The sequence below is a fragment of the Pseudomonas sp. CVAP#3 genome, assembly GCF_018986375.1.
GTDB lineage: Bacteria > Pseudomonadota > Gammaproteobacteria > Pseudomonadales > Pseudomonadaceae > Aquipseudomonas > Aquipseudomonas helvetica.
Genome location: NZ_JAHMSC010000014.1, coordinates 15,831 through 29,489 on the forward strand (window position 1 = coordinate 15,831; position 13,659 = coordinate 29,489).

Here is a 13,659-nt window from a genome sequence, read left to right on the forward strand (position 1 = left end):
TTATTCCTTGGTAAGTATACTGCTGTGCATGTCCATCCAGAGTGAGCATGCCTTTTGTCCGGCGCTCAGGATTAAATCTATTTCAGATGGATTGGTTACGCTCTGGCATGCAAGCTCCAGTAGTTTTCCATGCCGGTCGTCTTCGTGTAGGTGAACGGATATAAAACGGGTATTTTTCTTGTTGAGTTGTAATCGGGTAAAAAAATCTGCAATTTTAGCGGTGTCTATGTGTTTGGCAATATTTTCCAGGATGTACATGATGCCGATATAACTGAGCGACTCTGGCTTTTTGATGGATTTCCAAAATGCCTCCATGCGCAGAACAGGAAGAGGCATGGAGTCGGTGGGTTTTTCATTGAAAAAGAATAGGTCCTTTTGTGCAAGTCGATAATGGCTTTCCTCTTCAGTGGAAAGTGTTTTGAATAATGTTGAATATTTAGGGTGGTCTGATAGTAATTCTCCAGCTATCGATAACTGGTCTCCGCTGTGTAATGTGTAGTGATACATCGTGTTTAAAAATGACGTGTAGTGTTCCAGTGTGGAGAGGTCAAGAAGCCTGTGTATTTCCTTGGCAGCAGTGAGAGCCAGATTGTCCAGTCTGTTTGTTAACATGGTTTTTACCTTTGCGGGATGAGGTTTCGAAAAAATGGAAACCAGAAGCTGTGCCGGCTCCTATTGATGGGCTCTATACGATAGAGTTTGTTTTTAATGACGGTTGTCGTTGCCAGTAGTTGTAAAGTGGTCAGTTGTAACGGGGTGCCGGCTCCGGCACTTGATTTGCTGAATGACACTTTCGGGATGATCCCTTCTTTGCACGCTTGTGCCGACATACAGGATAATGCGTTGCCTAAAGAATAAAATATAATAGCTTGCCTGGCGGGGCCGCCTCGGTTTACTTGAATGGGGCATTTACTATCAAATCCATCAATCGAGACGAGCTCCATGGGTTGGACAACATGAGGAGATGTACCCATGATAATGTCAGCGCCGAGTTCAATGAGTCGATAGGCGTTTTTTCGTTGTGTTTCTGTAGGCCAGTATTCATATTCATAACCCCAGTGGGCAGCAAGTATAATTAACTCACAGCCTTGGTTTTTGAGGTTGTTGATGTAAGTGGAAATAGCGCTCCAGTCAATCTCACGGTTGTTATCTGTGAAGTTGAACGTCGGAATGCCTATCGGGGGTGCTGACTTGCGATGCTTGTTGAATCCATAAGTAAGGCCAAATAAGCCTATTTTTATGTCGTTTACCTCGATGGTTAAAATTTCGTCCCCCTCTTTTGGGCCGCCTAGAGCATAACTGTCAGCGTGGGCTTCGATGATTTTCCTGGTCTCGTGTAAGCCTGGCACCCCGCAGTCTAAAGCGTGGTTGTTGCACAGGGAGAATACTTTCTTTCCGAGGAAATTTGTCCAAGGCGTTAATAGGTTCTCTGAAGCATTGAAGCTGTCATAGGTGCGCTTGGGTATTGGGTGTTTGCTTGATATAGGTGTTTCCATATTTAAAACTGTCAGATCTGTGTCGAGTGCAAAAGAGATGATTTTTTGATCGATGTATGATGATTCGTGTTTGGGGACCCACATGATATCGCCGACGAAAGTAAGTGTTATGCATGAGTCAGAGAGGTGCGAGATGTTTTTATTTTGAGAGAATTTTTGTTCTTCTAGATATCGGCTGGACGCCAGAAAGTGTAGTTTGTCATTTGGTTTTTCAGGTGTCGGGCACAAGAAATAGCTCTTGGCTATGTACGCAATGTTGTAATGAATTTTCCATAAAGACCATGCTTGATCTTCATAGTGAATGAAGCGATAGGCGCGCTCGAAAAAGTGACCTGGCTTGGCTGGGTATGATCCGGGAGCATTTTTGTTCTGGGTGTGAAGAACTGTCTCGATTTTGTTTTTTATGCCTGAGGCAGCCTTCGTCTTGCGATACAGTTGGGTAAAGCCCCCGAATAATCCGCTGAGGAAACTGTATTTGCTTGAGTTGGCAATCCCGTAGTTGATTGTCTTGGGCTTGTTTGCAGGTTGTGCATAGGTTCCGAATATGAGGTCCCATACGATAAAAACTCCGCCGAAGTTTTTATCGATATATTCTGGGTTGCTGGCATGATGAAGTTTATGGTTGTTTGGGGAAACCAGGAGTCGCTCCAGGGTTGAGCCTAGAGTGAATGGGTATTTGGAGTGTGTAAAGAGAGAGTATACTTTTCCGAACAGCAGTGCGCTTAATAGTATTTCTGACGGAAACCCTAGCAATAGCAGTGGCGACATGAAGAGGGGGAAGTATAGAAATTGGAAGAGAGACGAGCGCAAAGAAATAAATGCATTGAAAAAAGGCGAGGAGTGATGTGTATAGTGGGAAACCCATAACAAAGCATAGGTGTGTTCGCAGCGGTGCATCCAGTAATACAACAGATCTTGAATAATCAGGGCGATCAGGAACTGAGTCGGAACTGCGAGTGTTGATACGAATGGCAGCTTGAGAGATAGGCGTTCTTCATAAAATAATGCATTGGTGTTAAGCCATTCTGCCAAAAATAAAGTTACGGTAAATGCGCACAGGCTGACGAAAACGTCAGTGTAAAATGTTTTTGTTTTTTCTGTTGAAAGGAAATCATGGATCAATGAGGAGAAAAATATTATGCCGGAACCATATATAACATATTTCATGATGTTTTTTGTTCTTGAGTATAGTGGGGATGAATGTCTTGAGACGTTCTTCTTGGTCGCCGAAAGTTGATCCGGCCCTATACGTTAACGGCTGGTTTGTTCACCAATAAATGATGCGAAATTTGATGGCGCGAGGTTGGGCGTTCGCTGCACATTTTTAATATTCATGGATATCCTGTCCTTGGATAAAGTCTGCCTGAAAGGAATGAACCAGATGCAGATCTGAGTAAATACCCAAGTCAGCACACTGACAACTGTCAAAGTTGACAGTTGTACTGTTGTTTAAAAGGATATAGGGCTGTTAAGTTTTCCTGCTTTGGTAACTCTTGGCTTATAGCAGCGTCATGGCGCAGACGCGTACCATTGCCACCAAAGACCGCGGTGAATGTCATCATCGGGCACATCACAACGCTTTTAGCATCGCCAGCAAAAAGCCCACCCACCGCGTGAGCGATGGGTGGGCTTTTCAGTGCCGCAAGCGCTGGATCAGACCTTGACGATCCAGCCCTCTGGCGCTTCGATGTCGCCGGTCTGCACACCGGTCAGCTCTTTGTAGAGCTTCTGGGTGACCGGGCCAACTTCGGTTTCGCTGTGGAACACGTGCAGTTTGCCGTTGTACTCGATGCCGCCGATTGGCGTGATCACCGCAGCAGTACCGCAGGCGCCGGCTTCCTTGAAGTCGCCGATTTTGTCGATGAACACGTCGCCTTCAATGACTTCCATACCCAGACGCGATTTTGCCAGTTCGATCAACGACAGGCGGGTGATGCCTGGCAACACCGAAGGGGATTTCGGCGTGACGAATTTGTTGTCGTGGGTGATACCAAAGAAGTTGGCCGAGCCGACTTCTTCGATTTTCGTGTGGGTCATCGGGTCCAGGTAGATGCAGTCGGCGAAGTGCGCCTTCTTGGCCTCGGAACCAGGCATCAGGCTGGCAGCGTAGTTGCCACCGACCTTGGCAGCGCCGGTGCCTTGTGGGGCGGCGCGGTCGTAGCTGGAGATCAGGAAGTTGTGCGGGGTCAGGCCGCCCTTGAAGTAGGCGCCGACCGGGATGCAGAAGATTGAGAAGAGGAACTCGGGAGCGGTACGCACGCCGATGTTGTCACCCACGCCGATCACGAACGGACGCAGGTACAGTGCGCCGCCAGTGCCATACGGCGGAATGAAACGCTCGTTGGCACGGACCACGGCCTTGCAGGCTTCAATGAAGTCTTCGGTTTCCACCTGCGCCATCAGCAGGCGAGCGCAGCTGCGCTGCATGCGCAGTGCGTTCTGGTCCGGGCGGAACAGGTTGATCGAACCGTCCTTGCAACGATAGGCCTTCATGCCTTCGAAGCATTGCTGGCCATAGTGCAGGGCGGTCGAGCCTTCGCTGATGTGCAGCACATTGTCGGAGGTTAAGGTGCCTTTATCCCAGGAACCGTTGCGCCAGTACGACAGATAACGCTTGTCTGTCTTGATGTAGTCAAAGCCCAGCTTGTCCCAATTGATGCTTTCGTTACCCATGACACCCTCTATCACTTAACAATCGCCTGAACGGTTCAAGGCTTCTGACGTTTTTCTGGATGGGGACAACAATACTTCATTCCAGGCCGAATTCGCAGCCCGGACTATCGGGTGATTGGCAGATTTCTTAGCCTGCTCATGAAACTTGCCGCCGATTCTTCATTATTCGAAACCCTGTGGCGAGGGAGCTTGCTCCCGTTCCAGTGCGCAGCGCTGGTAAAACCGGACACTGCGGTGTATCAGGCAGATCGCAGTGACGCGATTGGGGCCGCTTCGCAGCCCAGCGGGAGCAAGCTCCCTCGCCACAGTTGAGCAGTTACAAATGCAGGGCGTGCCCCAATGCTCGCAACGCCGCTTCCTGTACTGCTTCACCCAACGTCGGATGCGCGTGGATGGTGCCGGCGATGTCTTCCAGGCGTGCGCCCATTTCCAGGGACTGGCCGAACGCCGTCGACAACTCGGACACCCCGACACCCACCGCTTGCCAACCGACAATCAGATGATTGTCACGCCGCGCGACCACCCGCACGAAGCCGCTTTTCGATTCCAGGGTCATCGCCCGGCCGTTGGCGGCGAACGGGAAGCTCGACACGATGCAATCCAGGCCAGCGGCCTTGGCTTCGTCCGGGGTCTTGCCGACCACCACCAATTCCGGGTCGGTAAAGCACACGGCAGCGATGGCGGTGGGGTTGAACTCGCGGTGTTTGCCCGAGATCAGCTCAGCGACCATTTCACCCTGCGCCATGGCACGGTGGGCGAGCATCGGCTCGCCACTCAGGTCGCCGATGGCCCAGACGTTACGCATGCTGGTCGCGCAGCGGTTGTCGATCTTGATCGCCGAGCCGTTCATGTCCAGCTTCAACGCTTCAAGGTTCCAGCCCTGGGTGTTGGGTTTACGCCCAACCGCCACCAGCACCTGATCGGTGGCCAGGTTCAGGGTTTCACCATTCGGGTCGAGCACTTGCAAGGTATTGGCTTGTGAATCAAAGCCTTCGACGCTGTGCTTCAAGTAAAGCTTCACGCCGAGTTGCTTGAGCGCTTCGTTGACCGGCTGGGTCAGTTCGGCGTCATAAGCCGGCAGAATCCGATCCTGCGCCTCGACCACACTCACTTCAGCGCCGAGCTTGCGGTAGGCAATGCCCAGCTCAAGCCCGATGTAGCCGCCACCGACCACGATCAGCCGTTTTGGCACGCTTTTCGGCGCCAGGGCTTCGGTGGAAGAGATGATCGACCCGCCAATCGGCAGCATCGGCAGGTTGACGCTTTTCGAACCGGTGGCCAGCAGCAGGTGCTCGCACTGGATACGGGTGTCGCCGACTTCGACGGTCTTGCCATCGATCACCTTGGCCCAGCCTTGAATGACCTGGACCTTGTGCTTTTTCAGCAGCGCCGCGACGCCGGTGGTCAGGCGATCAACGATACCGTCCTTCCACTCGACGCTTTTACCGATGTCCAGGGTCGGCGTCGAGACGTTGATCCCGAGGGCCGAATGCTGGCTGTGGTGCTGAGTCTGATGGAACTGCTCGGCCACATGAATCAGCGCTTTTGACGGAATGCAGCCGATGTTCAGGCAGGTGCCGCCGAGCGCCTGGCCTTCGACCAGAATGGTGCTGATGCCCAGCTGACCTGCGCGGATCGCCGCTACATAGCCGCCGGGGCCGCCGCCGATAATCAGCAGCGTGGTGTTCAGAGTCTGTTGCATGCCTTACTACTCCACAAACAGGGTTGCGGGTTGTTCGAGCAAGCCACGAATGGCCTGGATGAATTGCGCCGCGTCCATGCCGTCGACCACCCGGTGATCGAAGGAGCTGGAGAGGTTCATCATCTTGCGAATCACGATCTGGCCTTTGATCACCATCGGCCGCTCGACGATCTTGTTGACGCCGACGATCGCCACTTCGGGCAGGTTCAGCACCGGGGTGCTGACGATGCCGCCCAAGGCGCCAAGGCTGGTCAGGGTGATGGTCGAGCCGGACAGTTCATCGCGACTGGCTTTGCCATTGCGCGCAGCAGTGGCCAGACGGGAGATCTCCGCGGCGCTGTCCCACAGGCTGCGAGCCTCGGCGTGACGCACCACTGGCACCATCAAGCCGATGTCGCTTTGGGTCGCGACGCCGACATGCACCGCGCCGAGGCGGGTGATGACCTGGGCTTCGTCGTCGTAACGGGCGTTGATCTGCGGGAAGTCGCGCAGGGCGACGACCATGGCGCGAACCAGGAACGGCAGCAACGTCAGCTTGCCGCGAGTCGCGCCGTGCTTTTCATTCAGATGCGCACGCAGTTCTTCCACCGCCGTCACGTCGATCTCTTCGACGTAGCTGAAGTGCGCCGCACGCTGGGTGGCATCCTGCATCCGCTGGGCGATCTTGCGACGCATGCCGATCACCGGGATCTGCTGTTCGTCGTTGCGTTCGGCGTATGCGGCCACAGTGCTCGATGCGTTCGACTGACCTTGTGCCAGATAGGCCTCGAGGTCTTCGTGAAGAATCCGCCCGGCAGGGCCGGTGCCACGGACCAGACGCAATTGAATGCCGGCATCCAGCGCGTGTTTGCGCACGGCCGGGGAGGCCAACGGACGCTCATCGGCTTCGCGAGCGACCATCGGGCCTTGCGGCGCAATTGGGCGAGCCGGGACGGCAGGTTTGCTTTCAACCACGGCTTCGACTTTCGGTGCGGCAACCGCTGCAGGCTTCGGTGCTTGTGCAACCGGCGCGGGCTGAGACGACGCTTTGACGTTGCCTTCACCTTCCACTTCGATGCTGATCAATATGCTGCCGACGGCCATGACTTCACCTGGCTCACCGCCCAGGGAGATCACCTTGCCATGCACCGGGGACGGAATGTCGACCATCGCCTTGTCGGTCATCACATCGGCCAGTACCTGATCTTCGACGACCATGTCGCCGACCTTGACGTGCCACACCGACAGCTCAACTTCTGCAATGCCTTCGCCAATGTCCGGCATTTTAATAACGTGCGTGCCCATTCAGACCTCCATGACCCGTTTCAACGCCGCGCCCACACGGGACGGACCAGGGAAATACGCCCACTCTTGCGCATGCGGGTAGGGGGTGTCCCAACCGGTCACGCGCTCGATTGGCGCTTCCAGGTGGTGGAAGCAATGTTCTTGCACCAGTGACACCAATTCGGCGCCAAAGCCGCAGGTGCGGGTGGCTTCGTGGACGACCACGCAACGGCCGGTTTTCTTCACCGATTTGACGATGGTTTCCAGGTCCAGCGGCCACAGGCTGCGCAGGTCGATGACTTCGGCGTCGATGCCGGTCTCTTCAGCGGCCACTTGCGAGACGTACACGGTGGTGCCGTAGGTCAGGATGGTCACGTCCTTGCCCGGACGGGTGATGGCGGCGACGTCCAGCGGAACGGTGTAGTAGCCGTCCGGCACTTGCGCGGCCGGGTGTTTCGACCACGGGGTTACCGGGCGGTCGTGATGGCCGTCAAACGGGCCGTTGTACAGGCGCTTTGGCTCAAGGAAGATCACCGGGTCATCGTTCTCGATGGAGGCGATCAGCAGGCCTTTGGCGTCGTAAGGGTTGGACGGCATGACCGTGCGCAAACCGCAGACCTGGGTGAACATCGCCTCGATGCTCTGGCTGTGGGTCTGGCCGCCGTAGATGCCGCCGCCGCAAGGCATGCGCAAGGTCATCGGGGCGGTGAACTCGCCGGCCGAGCGATAACGCAGGCGTGCCGCTTCGGAAATGATCTGGTCCGAGGCCGGGTAGACGTAATCGGCGAACTGGATCTCGGCCACTGGCCGTAAACCGTAGGCGCCCATGCCGACCGCAACGCCGACGATGCCGCTTTCGGAGATCGGGGCATCGAACACCCGCGAGGTGCCGTATTTGCTTTGCAGGCCTTCGGTGCAACGGAACACGCCGCCGAAGTAACCGACGTCCTGGCCGAACACCACGACGTTGTCGTCACGCTCGAGCATCACGTCCATGGCCGAGCGCAGGGCCTGGATCATGGTCATGGTGGTAGTCGTCATGGCGGTTTCCAGCTCGATATTATTGTTGTGATCGTTCATGTCAGATCCCCAACTCTTGACGCTGGCGCTTCAAGTGCTCCGGCATCTCTTTATAGACGTCTTCGAACATGGTCGCTGCGCTCGGAATCTGGCCGCCGGCGAGGGTGCCGTACTGTTCGGCTTCTTTTTGCGCGGCGATGATTTCGGCTTCCAGTTCAGCACTGACACTGAAGTGCTCCTCTTCGGACCACTGGCCGATGCGGATCAGATGCTGCTTGAGGCGCGCAATCGGGTCGCCCAACGGGAAGTGACTCCAGTCGTCGGCGGGGCGGTATTTGGAAGGATCATCGGACGTCGAGTGCGGGCCGGCGCGGTAGGTGACCCATTCGATCATGGTCGGGCCGAGGTTGCGGCGGGCGCGTTCGGCGGCCCAGGCAGAGGCGGCGTACACCGCGACAAAATCGTTGCCGTCGACCCGCAGGGAGGCGATGCCGCAGCCGACGCCACGACCGGCGAAGGTGGTGGCTTCACCACCGGCAATCGCCTGGAACGTCGAGATCGCCCACTGGTTGTTGACCACGTTGAGGATCACTGGCGCACGGTAAACGTGAGCGAAGGTGAGGGCGGTGTGGAAGTCGGATTCTGCGGTGGCGCCGTCGCCGATCCAGGCCGAGGCGATTTTGGTGTCGCCCTTGATCGCCGACGCCATGCCCCAGCCCACGCCTTGCACGAACTGGGTGGCAAGGTTGCCGGAGATGGTGAAGAAACCGGCGTCTTTAACGGAGTACATGATCGGCAACTGACGGCCCTTGAGCGGATCGCGCTCGTTGGACAGCAGTTGGCAGATCAGGTCCACCAGCGGCACTTCGCGAGCCATCAGAATGCTTTGCTGACGGTAGGTGGGGAAGCACATGTCGTCGATGTTCAGGGCCAGGGCCTGGGCGCTGCCGATGGCTTCTTCGCCAAGGCTCTGCATGTAGAACGACATCTTTTTCTGACGTTGGGCGACCACCATGCGGTTGTCGAAAATCCGCGTCTTGAGCATGGCGCGCATGCCTTTACGCAGAATCTCCACGGGCACGCCTTCCGCCCATGGACCGAGGGAATTGCCCTGATCGTCGAGCACGCGAATCAGGCCCTTGGCCAGATCAGCGGTGTCGGCAGGTTCTACGTCGATTGGGGGTTTGCGCACCGTGCCGGCATCGGTCAGGCGCAGGTAGGAGAAGTCGGTTTTGCAGCCGGGCCGGCCCGAGGGTTCGGGAACGTGCAGGCGCAGGGGTTCGTACGCTTGATTCATGGCTTTCTACGCTCGATCTTGTGAATTTCTTGTAGTGAGCTGACCGTCATCCTTCGGGTAGAAGAAATCTTGTCCTACAACAATCATAGGCCGGGGCAAGAAGAATATTTATCTCTGTTTCGTTGCAGTTGAAGCCATTTGAGGATAAAAAATCTTCATAAACATAAAAAACAGGTTGTTTTGTCTCATGCGCAAACTGGACCGTACCGACATCGGCATTCTCAACAGCCTTCAGGAGAACGCCCGCATCACCAACGCCGACCTCGCACGCTCGGTGAATCTGTCACCGACACCGTGCTTCAATCGGGTCAAGGCCATGGAAGAATTAGGGCTGATTCGCGAGCAGGTCACGCTGCTGGATGCCGACCTGCTGGGGCTGCACGTCAACGTGTTCATTCACGTCAGCCTGGAAAAACAGGTGGAAGAGGCGCTGGCGCAATTCGAGGCCGCCATCGCCAACCGTCCGGAGGTGATGGAGTGTTACCTGATGGCCGGCGACCCGGACTATCTGATCCGCGTACTGGTGCCGACCATTCAGTCGCTGGAACGCTTCATGATGGACTTCCTGACCAAGGTCCCGGGCGTCGCCAACATCCGCTCAAGCTTTGCGCTGAAGCAGGTGCGCTACAAAACTGCGCTGCCATTGCCGGCCAATGGTTTGACCCTGGCCAATTAAGATCACCATCAAAAGATCGCAGCCTGCGGCAGCTACAGGGGCTGCGATCTTTTGATTTTGGAAAATCAGAACTGATTCAGCGGGATCTTCAGGTAGACCACGCCATTGTCTTCAGCCGGCGGCATATTCCCGGCCCGCACATTCACCTGAATCGCCGGCAGTATCAGCGTCGGCATGCACAAGCCCGCATCGCGCCGGGTGCGCATTTCGACGAACGCCGTTTCGTCGATGCCGTCATGCACATGAATATTGTTTTTGCGTTGCTCGCCAACGGTGGTCATGCACTGGGAAGTACGGCCGGCTGGCGGGTAGTCGTGGCAGACATAGAGACGGGTGTCGGCGGGGAAGGCCAGCAACCTGTGTATCGAGGCGAACAGTTGATTGGCGTTGCCGCCAGGGAAGTCGCAGCGGGCGGTGCCGACGTCGGGCATGAACAGCGTGTCGCCCACAAGAATCAGTTCATCGTCGATCAGGTAGGCCATGTCTGCCGGAGTGTGACCGGGAACATGCAGCGCCTTGGCCTTGAGGTTGCCGATGGCAAATTCCTCGTCCGGCGCAAACAGATGGTCGAACTGCGAACCGTCGCTGCGAAACGCCGGCTCAAGGTTGAACAGGTTCTTGAAGACGTCCTGCACCTGACTGATGGCCTGGCCGATGGCGATGTTGCCGCCCAACTCGCGGCGCAGGTAAGGCGCGGCGGACAGGTGATCGGCATGGGCGTGGGTTTCCAGCAGCCATTGGGTTTGCAACTGGTGCTCGCGAACGAAAGCAATCACCCGGTCAGCCTGTGTGGTGGCGGTTCGACCGGACGCCGGGTGGTAATCGAGCACTGAGTCGACAATGGCGCAGGGGCCGCCGTCGTGTTCATAGATCACATAGGTGTAGGTCTTTGATGCGTCGTCAAGGAAGGCTTGGATCAACGCTGGCATGGCGGCGGGTCCTGGCTGGGTGGCAGAAAGACACAAAGGCTTGCAACACTTTATGTTTAAACATAATGTCCGCAGCTTAAGTGACGACCAAGGTTATCTGCAAATGCAATCCAGTCTAAGCGAAGGTGAAGTGGCGCAATTGCGTGCCTCGGCCTCCAAGGCCTGCGCGCTGCTCAAGGCATTGGCCAATGAGGACCGCCTGCTGATCCTCTGCCAGTTGACCCAGGGCGAGCGTAACGTCGGGGAATTGGAAACCATGACCGGCGTGCGTCAGCCGACGTTGTCCCAACAATTGGGCATTCTGCGCGATGAAGGCCTGGTGGGCACCCGACGTGAAGGCAAGTACATTTTCTATGGCCTGGCCAGCCACGAAGTGATTCAGGTGATGAAAACACTCTCGGGCCTGTATTGCGGCGCGGTGCTGAAAAGCTGGGCGTGAGCCTTTTCGGGCAGCCCCTTGTAGAGGCAATAACTTATGAAGGACCAACACTGGGGCCAGACCATCAGTGCCGACATCGTGGTGATAGGCGGCGGTACCGCGGGTATCGGCTTCGCCGCCAGCCTGCTCAAGCGCGATCCGCACTTGAACATCACCGTCATCGAACCCAGCGCCCAGCACTACTATCAACCCGCCTGGACGTTGGTTGGCGGCGGCGCTCATGAGCTCAAGAACACCGTGCGACCAACGTCTGCGGTGATGCCGCGTCAGGCCCAATGGCTGCAGGCTGCGGTCAGCAACGTCGACCCCGCGAGCCGTTTGCTGATGCTTGATGACGGGCGCAATGTCTCCTATCAAAACCTGATCGTCTGCCCTGGCTTGCGACTGGCCTGGGAGAAAATCGAAGGTCTGCAGGAAGCCCTCGGGCAGCACGGTGTCACGTCCAACTACAGCTACCGGCATGCGGCTTATACCTGGCAACTGGTCAAGGGGTTGCGCGGTGGCAAGGCGATCTTTACCCAGCCGGCGATCCCGATCAAATGCGCCGGGGCGCCGCAAAAGGCGTTGTACCTGTCGTGTGATCACTGGCTCCGACACGGTGTGCTGAAGAACCTCGATGTCGAGTTCAACCTGGCCGGCGCCGCGTTGTTCGGCGTGGCGACTTTCGTTGCGCCGCTGATGAAGTACATCGAGAAATACCGTGCCCGGCTGGCATTCAACTCCAACCTGGTGAAGGTCGACGGGCCGGCGCAAACCGCCTGGTTCGAGGTCAAGGACGCCGCCGGAGCGGTCACGCTGCAAGCGAAAAAATTCGATCTGCTGCACGTGGTGCCACCACAGGTGTCGCCGGACTTCATCCGTCAGAGTTTGCTTGCCGATGCCGCTGGCTGGTGCGAAGTGGACGTCCACAGTTTGCAGCATGTGCGTTATCCGGACGTGTTCGCCCTCGGCGATGTTTGCTCTACCAGCAACGCCAAGACCGCCGCCGCAGTGCGCAAGCAAATCGTCGTGGTCGCGGAGAACGTGCTGGCCTTGCGCAAACAGCAACCCTTGCCGCTGAAGTACGACGGTTACGGCTCCTGCCCGCTGACGGTGGAGAAGGGCAAGGTGATACTCGCCGAGTTCGGCTATGCCGGTAAGCTGCTGCCGACTTTTCCCCTCGAGCCGACTGTGGCGCGGCGTTCGGCATGGTTTCTCAAGGCGACGCTGCTGCCGTGGTTTTACTGGAACGGCATGCTCAAAGGTCGTGAGTGGCTGACTCGTGTGTCCAAGGTCGATTGAGAAAACCCTATGCTGCTGGCGACATTGTTTGGTGTGGTGATGGGCCTGATCCTGGGGTTGACCGGGGCCGGCGGGGGCATTCTTGCAGTCCCGGCCCTGGTGCTCGGGTTGGGCTGGAGCATGACCCAGGCGGCGCCGGTGGCGTTGTTTGCGGTGGGCAGTGCAGCGGCGGTCGGCGCCATCGACGGCTTGCGCCATGGGTTGGTGCGCTACCGTGCGGCGTTGTTGATCGCGTTGCTGGGGGCGGTGTTCTCGCCGGTGGGCATCTACTTCGCCCATCAGTTGCCGGAAAAAGTCCTGATGATCCTGTTCAGCCTGCTGATGATCATGATCGCCTGGCGGATGCTGCGGCGAGAAAAGCCGCAAGCGGGGCCGAGCGATCACGGTCACGCTAACTGGGGCCAGAAGAACTGCATGCTCGATCAACAGACCGGGCGCTTTTCCTGGACCGCCAAATGCACTGCAACCCTGGCTGCATTGGGGGCGGTGACTGGGGTGGTATCAGGCTTGCTCGGGGTCGGTGGCGGTTTCCTGATCGTGCCGGCATTCAAGCAACTGACCGACGTACAGATGCGCGGCATCATCGCCACCTCGTTGATGGTGATCAGTTTGATCTCGGCAACCGGAGTGATCGGCGCCTTTCATGCCGGGGTGACCATCGATGCCCAGGGCGTGGCTTTTATCGCCGCGAGCATCGCCGGGATGGTCGTGGGGCGGCGACTGTGCGCCCGGGTTCCGGCTCGGGCACTTCAAGTGGGGTTTGCCAGTGTGTGCCTGATGGTGGCCGGCTACATGCTGCTCAAGGCTTGAAATCGATGGTTGCTGTGTAGCGAACTGGCAAGAAATCTCTGGCTCAGGTTTACTGCCTTCAATACCGATGACA

12 protein-coding genes are annotated in these 13,659 nt (G+C 56.8%); 4 read left to right on the plus strand and 8 right to left on the minus strand.

Features of this window, described 5'->3' with window-relative positions:
• The 7 genes from KRR23_RS21095 to KRR23_RS21125 all read right to left on the minus strand — a co-directional run bounded on the left by KRR23_RS21095 (position 1) and on the right by KRR23_RS21125 (position 9,451).
• Positions 1-612 (minus strand): iron-containing redox enzyme family protein, encoded by a 612-nt coding sequence (locus KRR23_RS21095; protein WP_216744078.1) that lies wholly within the window; start codon positions 610-612, stop codon positions 1-3.
• Positions 613-617: 5 nt separating this feature from the next.
• Positions 618-2,663, minus strand: coding sequence for a CapA family protein (locus tag KRR23_RS21100; protein WP_216744079.1), 2,046 nt, complete (start codon positions 2,661-2,663; stop codon positions 618-620).
• A gap of 486 nt (positions 2,664-3,149) precedes the next feature.
• Positions 3,150-4,169, minus strand: coding sequence for a branched-chain amino acid aminotransferase (locus tag KRR23_RS21105; protein ID WP_216744080.1), 1,020 nt, complete (start codon positions 4,167-4,169; stop codon positions 3,150-3,152).
• A 316-nt stretch (positions 4,170-4,485) separates the two neighbouring features.
• The gene (gene lpdA / locus KRR23_RS21110) at positions 4,486-5,871 is read right to left on the minus strand and encodes a dihydrolipoyl dehydrogenase (RefSeq protein WP_216744081.1); all 1,386 of its coding nucleotides are present in this window, start codon (positions 5,869-5,871) and stop codon (positions 4,486-4,488) included.
• Positions 5,872-5,877: 6 nt separating this feature from the next.
• Positions 5,878-7,155 carry a dihydrolipoamide acetyltransferase family protein gene (locus tag KRR23_RS21115; RefSeq protein ID WP_216744082.1) on the minus strand — a complete coding sequence of 426 codons (1,278 nt, stop codon included), beginning with the start codon at positions 7,153-7,155 and terminating at the stop codon, positions 5,878-5,880.
• Positions 7,156-8,214, minus strand: coding sequence for an alpha-ketoacid dehydrogenase subunit beta (locus KRR23_RS21120; RefSeq protein WP_216744083.1), 1,059 nt, complete (start codon positions 8,212-8,214; stop codon positions 7,156-7,158).
• Between the two features lies 1 nt (position 8,215).
• Positions 8,216-9,451: a 3-methyl-2-oxobutanoate dehydrogenase (2-methylpropanoyl-transferring) subunit alpha gene (locus KRR23_RS21125; protein ID WP_216744084.1), complete on the minus strand. Its 1,236-nt coding sequence runs from the start codon at positions 9,449-9,451 to the stop codon at positions 8,216-8,218.
• A 187-nt stretch (positions 9,452-9,638) separates the two neighbouring features.
• On the opposite strand from KRR23_RS21125, the gene bkdR reads away from it, so the two are divergent.
• Positions 9,639-10,127, plus strand: coding sequence for a Bkd operon transcriptional regulator BkdR (gene bkdR, locus KRR23_RS21130; RefSeq protein WP_019690099.1), 489 nt, complete (start codon positions 9,639-9,641; stop codon positions 10,125-10,127).
• A gap of 65 nt (positions 10,128-10,192) precedes the next feature.
• Here bkdR and KRR23_RS21135 read toward each other — a convergent pair whose 3' ends face one another.
• On the minus strand, positions 10,193-11,056 hold the full coding sequence (locus tag KRR23_RS21135) for an MBL fold metallo-hydrolase (protein WP_216744085.1): 864 nt from the start codon (positions 11,054-11,056) through the stop codon (positions 10,193-10,195).
• A gap of 103 nt (positions 11,057-11,159) precedes the next feature.
• Here KRR23_RS21135 and KRR23_RS21140 point away from each other — a divergent pair, with 103 nt between their 5' ends.
• Genes KRR23_RS21140 through KRR23_RS21150 form a run of 3 tightly spaced genes read left to right on the plus strand, consistent with a single transcriptional unit; the run spans position 11,160 to position 13,586 of the window.
• Positions 11,160-11,495 (plus strand): helix-turn-helix transcriptional regulator, encoded by a 336-nt coding sequence (locus tag KRR23_RS21140; protein WP_054598349.1) that lies wholly within the window; start codon positions 11,160-11,162, stop codon positions 11,493-11,495.
• Positions 11,496-11,531: 36 nt separating this feature from the next.
• A complete protein-coding gene (locus KRR23_RS21145; protein WP_216744086.1) occupies positions 11,532-12,776 on the plus strand; it encodes an FAD/NAD(P)-binding oxidoreductase in 1,245 nt (414 codons plus the stop codon).
• 9 nt (positions 12,777-12,785) lie between these two features.
• Positions 12,786-13,586: a sulfite exporter TauE/SafE family protein gene (locus KRR23_RS21150; protein ID WP_216744087.1), complete on the plus strand. Its 801-nt coding sequence runs from the start codon at positions 12,786-12,788 to the stop codon at positions 13,584-13,586.
• The last annotated feature ends 73 nt before the right edge of the window (positions 13,587-13,659 follow it).

Coding starts and splice junctions, on each gene's coding strand:
- bkdR (WP_019690099.1), top strand. CDS start 9,639: ATGCGCAAACTGGACCGTACCGACATCGGCATTCTCAACAGCCTTCAG.
- KRR23_RS21145 (WP_216744086.1), top strand. CDS start 11,532: ATGAAGGACCAACACTGGGGCCAGACCATCAGTGCCGACATCGTGGTG.
- KRR23_RS21105 (WP_216744080.1), bottom strand. CDS start 4,169: ATGGGTAACGAAAGCATCAATTGGGACAAGCTGGGCTTTGACTACATC.
- KRR23_RS21150 (WP_216744087.1), top strand. CDS start 12,786: ATGCTGCTGGCGACATTGTTTGGTGTGGTGATGGGCCTGATCCTGGGG.
- KRR23_RS21120 (WP_216744083.1), bottom strand. CDS start 8,214: ATGAACGATCACAACAATAATATCGAGCTGGAAACCGCCATGACGACT.
- KRR23_RS21095 (WP_216744078.1), bottom strand. CDS start 612: ATGTTAACAAACAGACTGGACAATCTGGCTCTCACTGCTGCCAAGGAA.
- KRR23_RS21100 (WP_216744079.1), bottom strand. CDS start 2,663: ATGAAATATGTTATATATGGTTCCGGCATAATATTTTTCTCCTCATTG.
- KRR23_RS21125 (WP_216744084.1), bottom strand. CDS start 9,451: ATGAATCAAGCGTACGAACCCCTGCGCCTGCACGTTCCCGAACCCTCG.
- KRR23_RS21135 (WP_216744085.1), bottom strand. CDS start 11,056: ATGCCAGCGTTGATCCAAGCCTTCCTTGACGACGCATCAAAGACCTAC.
- KRR23_RS21115 (WP_216744082.1), bottom strand. CDS start 7,155: ATGGGCACGCACGTTATTAAAATGCCGGACATTGGCGAAGGCATTGCA.
- lpdA (WP_216744081.1), bottom strand. CDS start 5,871: ATGCAACAGACTCTGAACACCACGCTGCTGATTATCGGCGGCGGCCCC.
- KRR23_RS21140 (WP_054598349.1), top strand. CDS start 11,160: ATGCAATCCAGTCTAAGCGAAGGTGAAGTGGCGCAATTGCGTGCCTCG.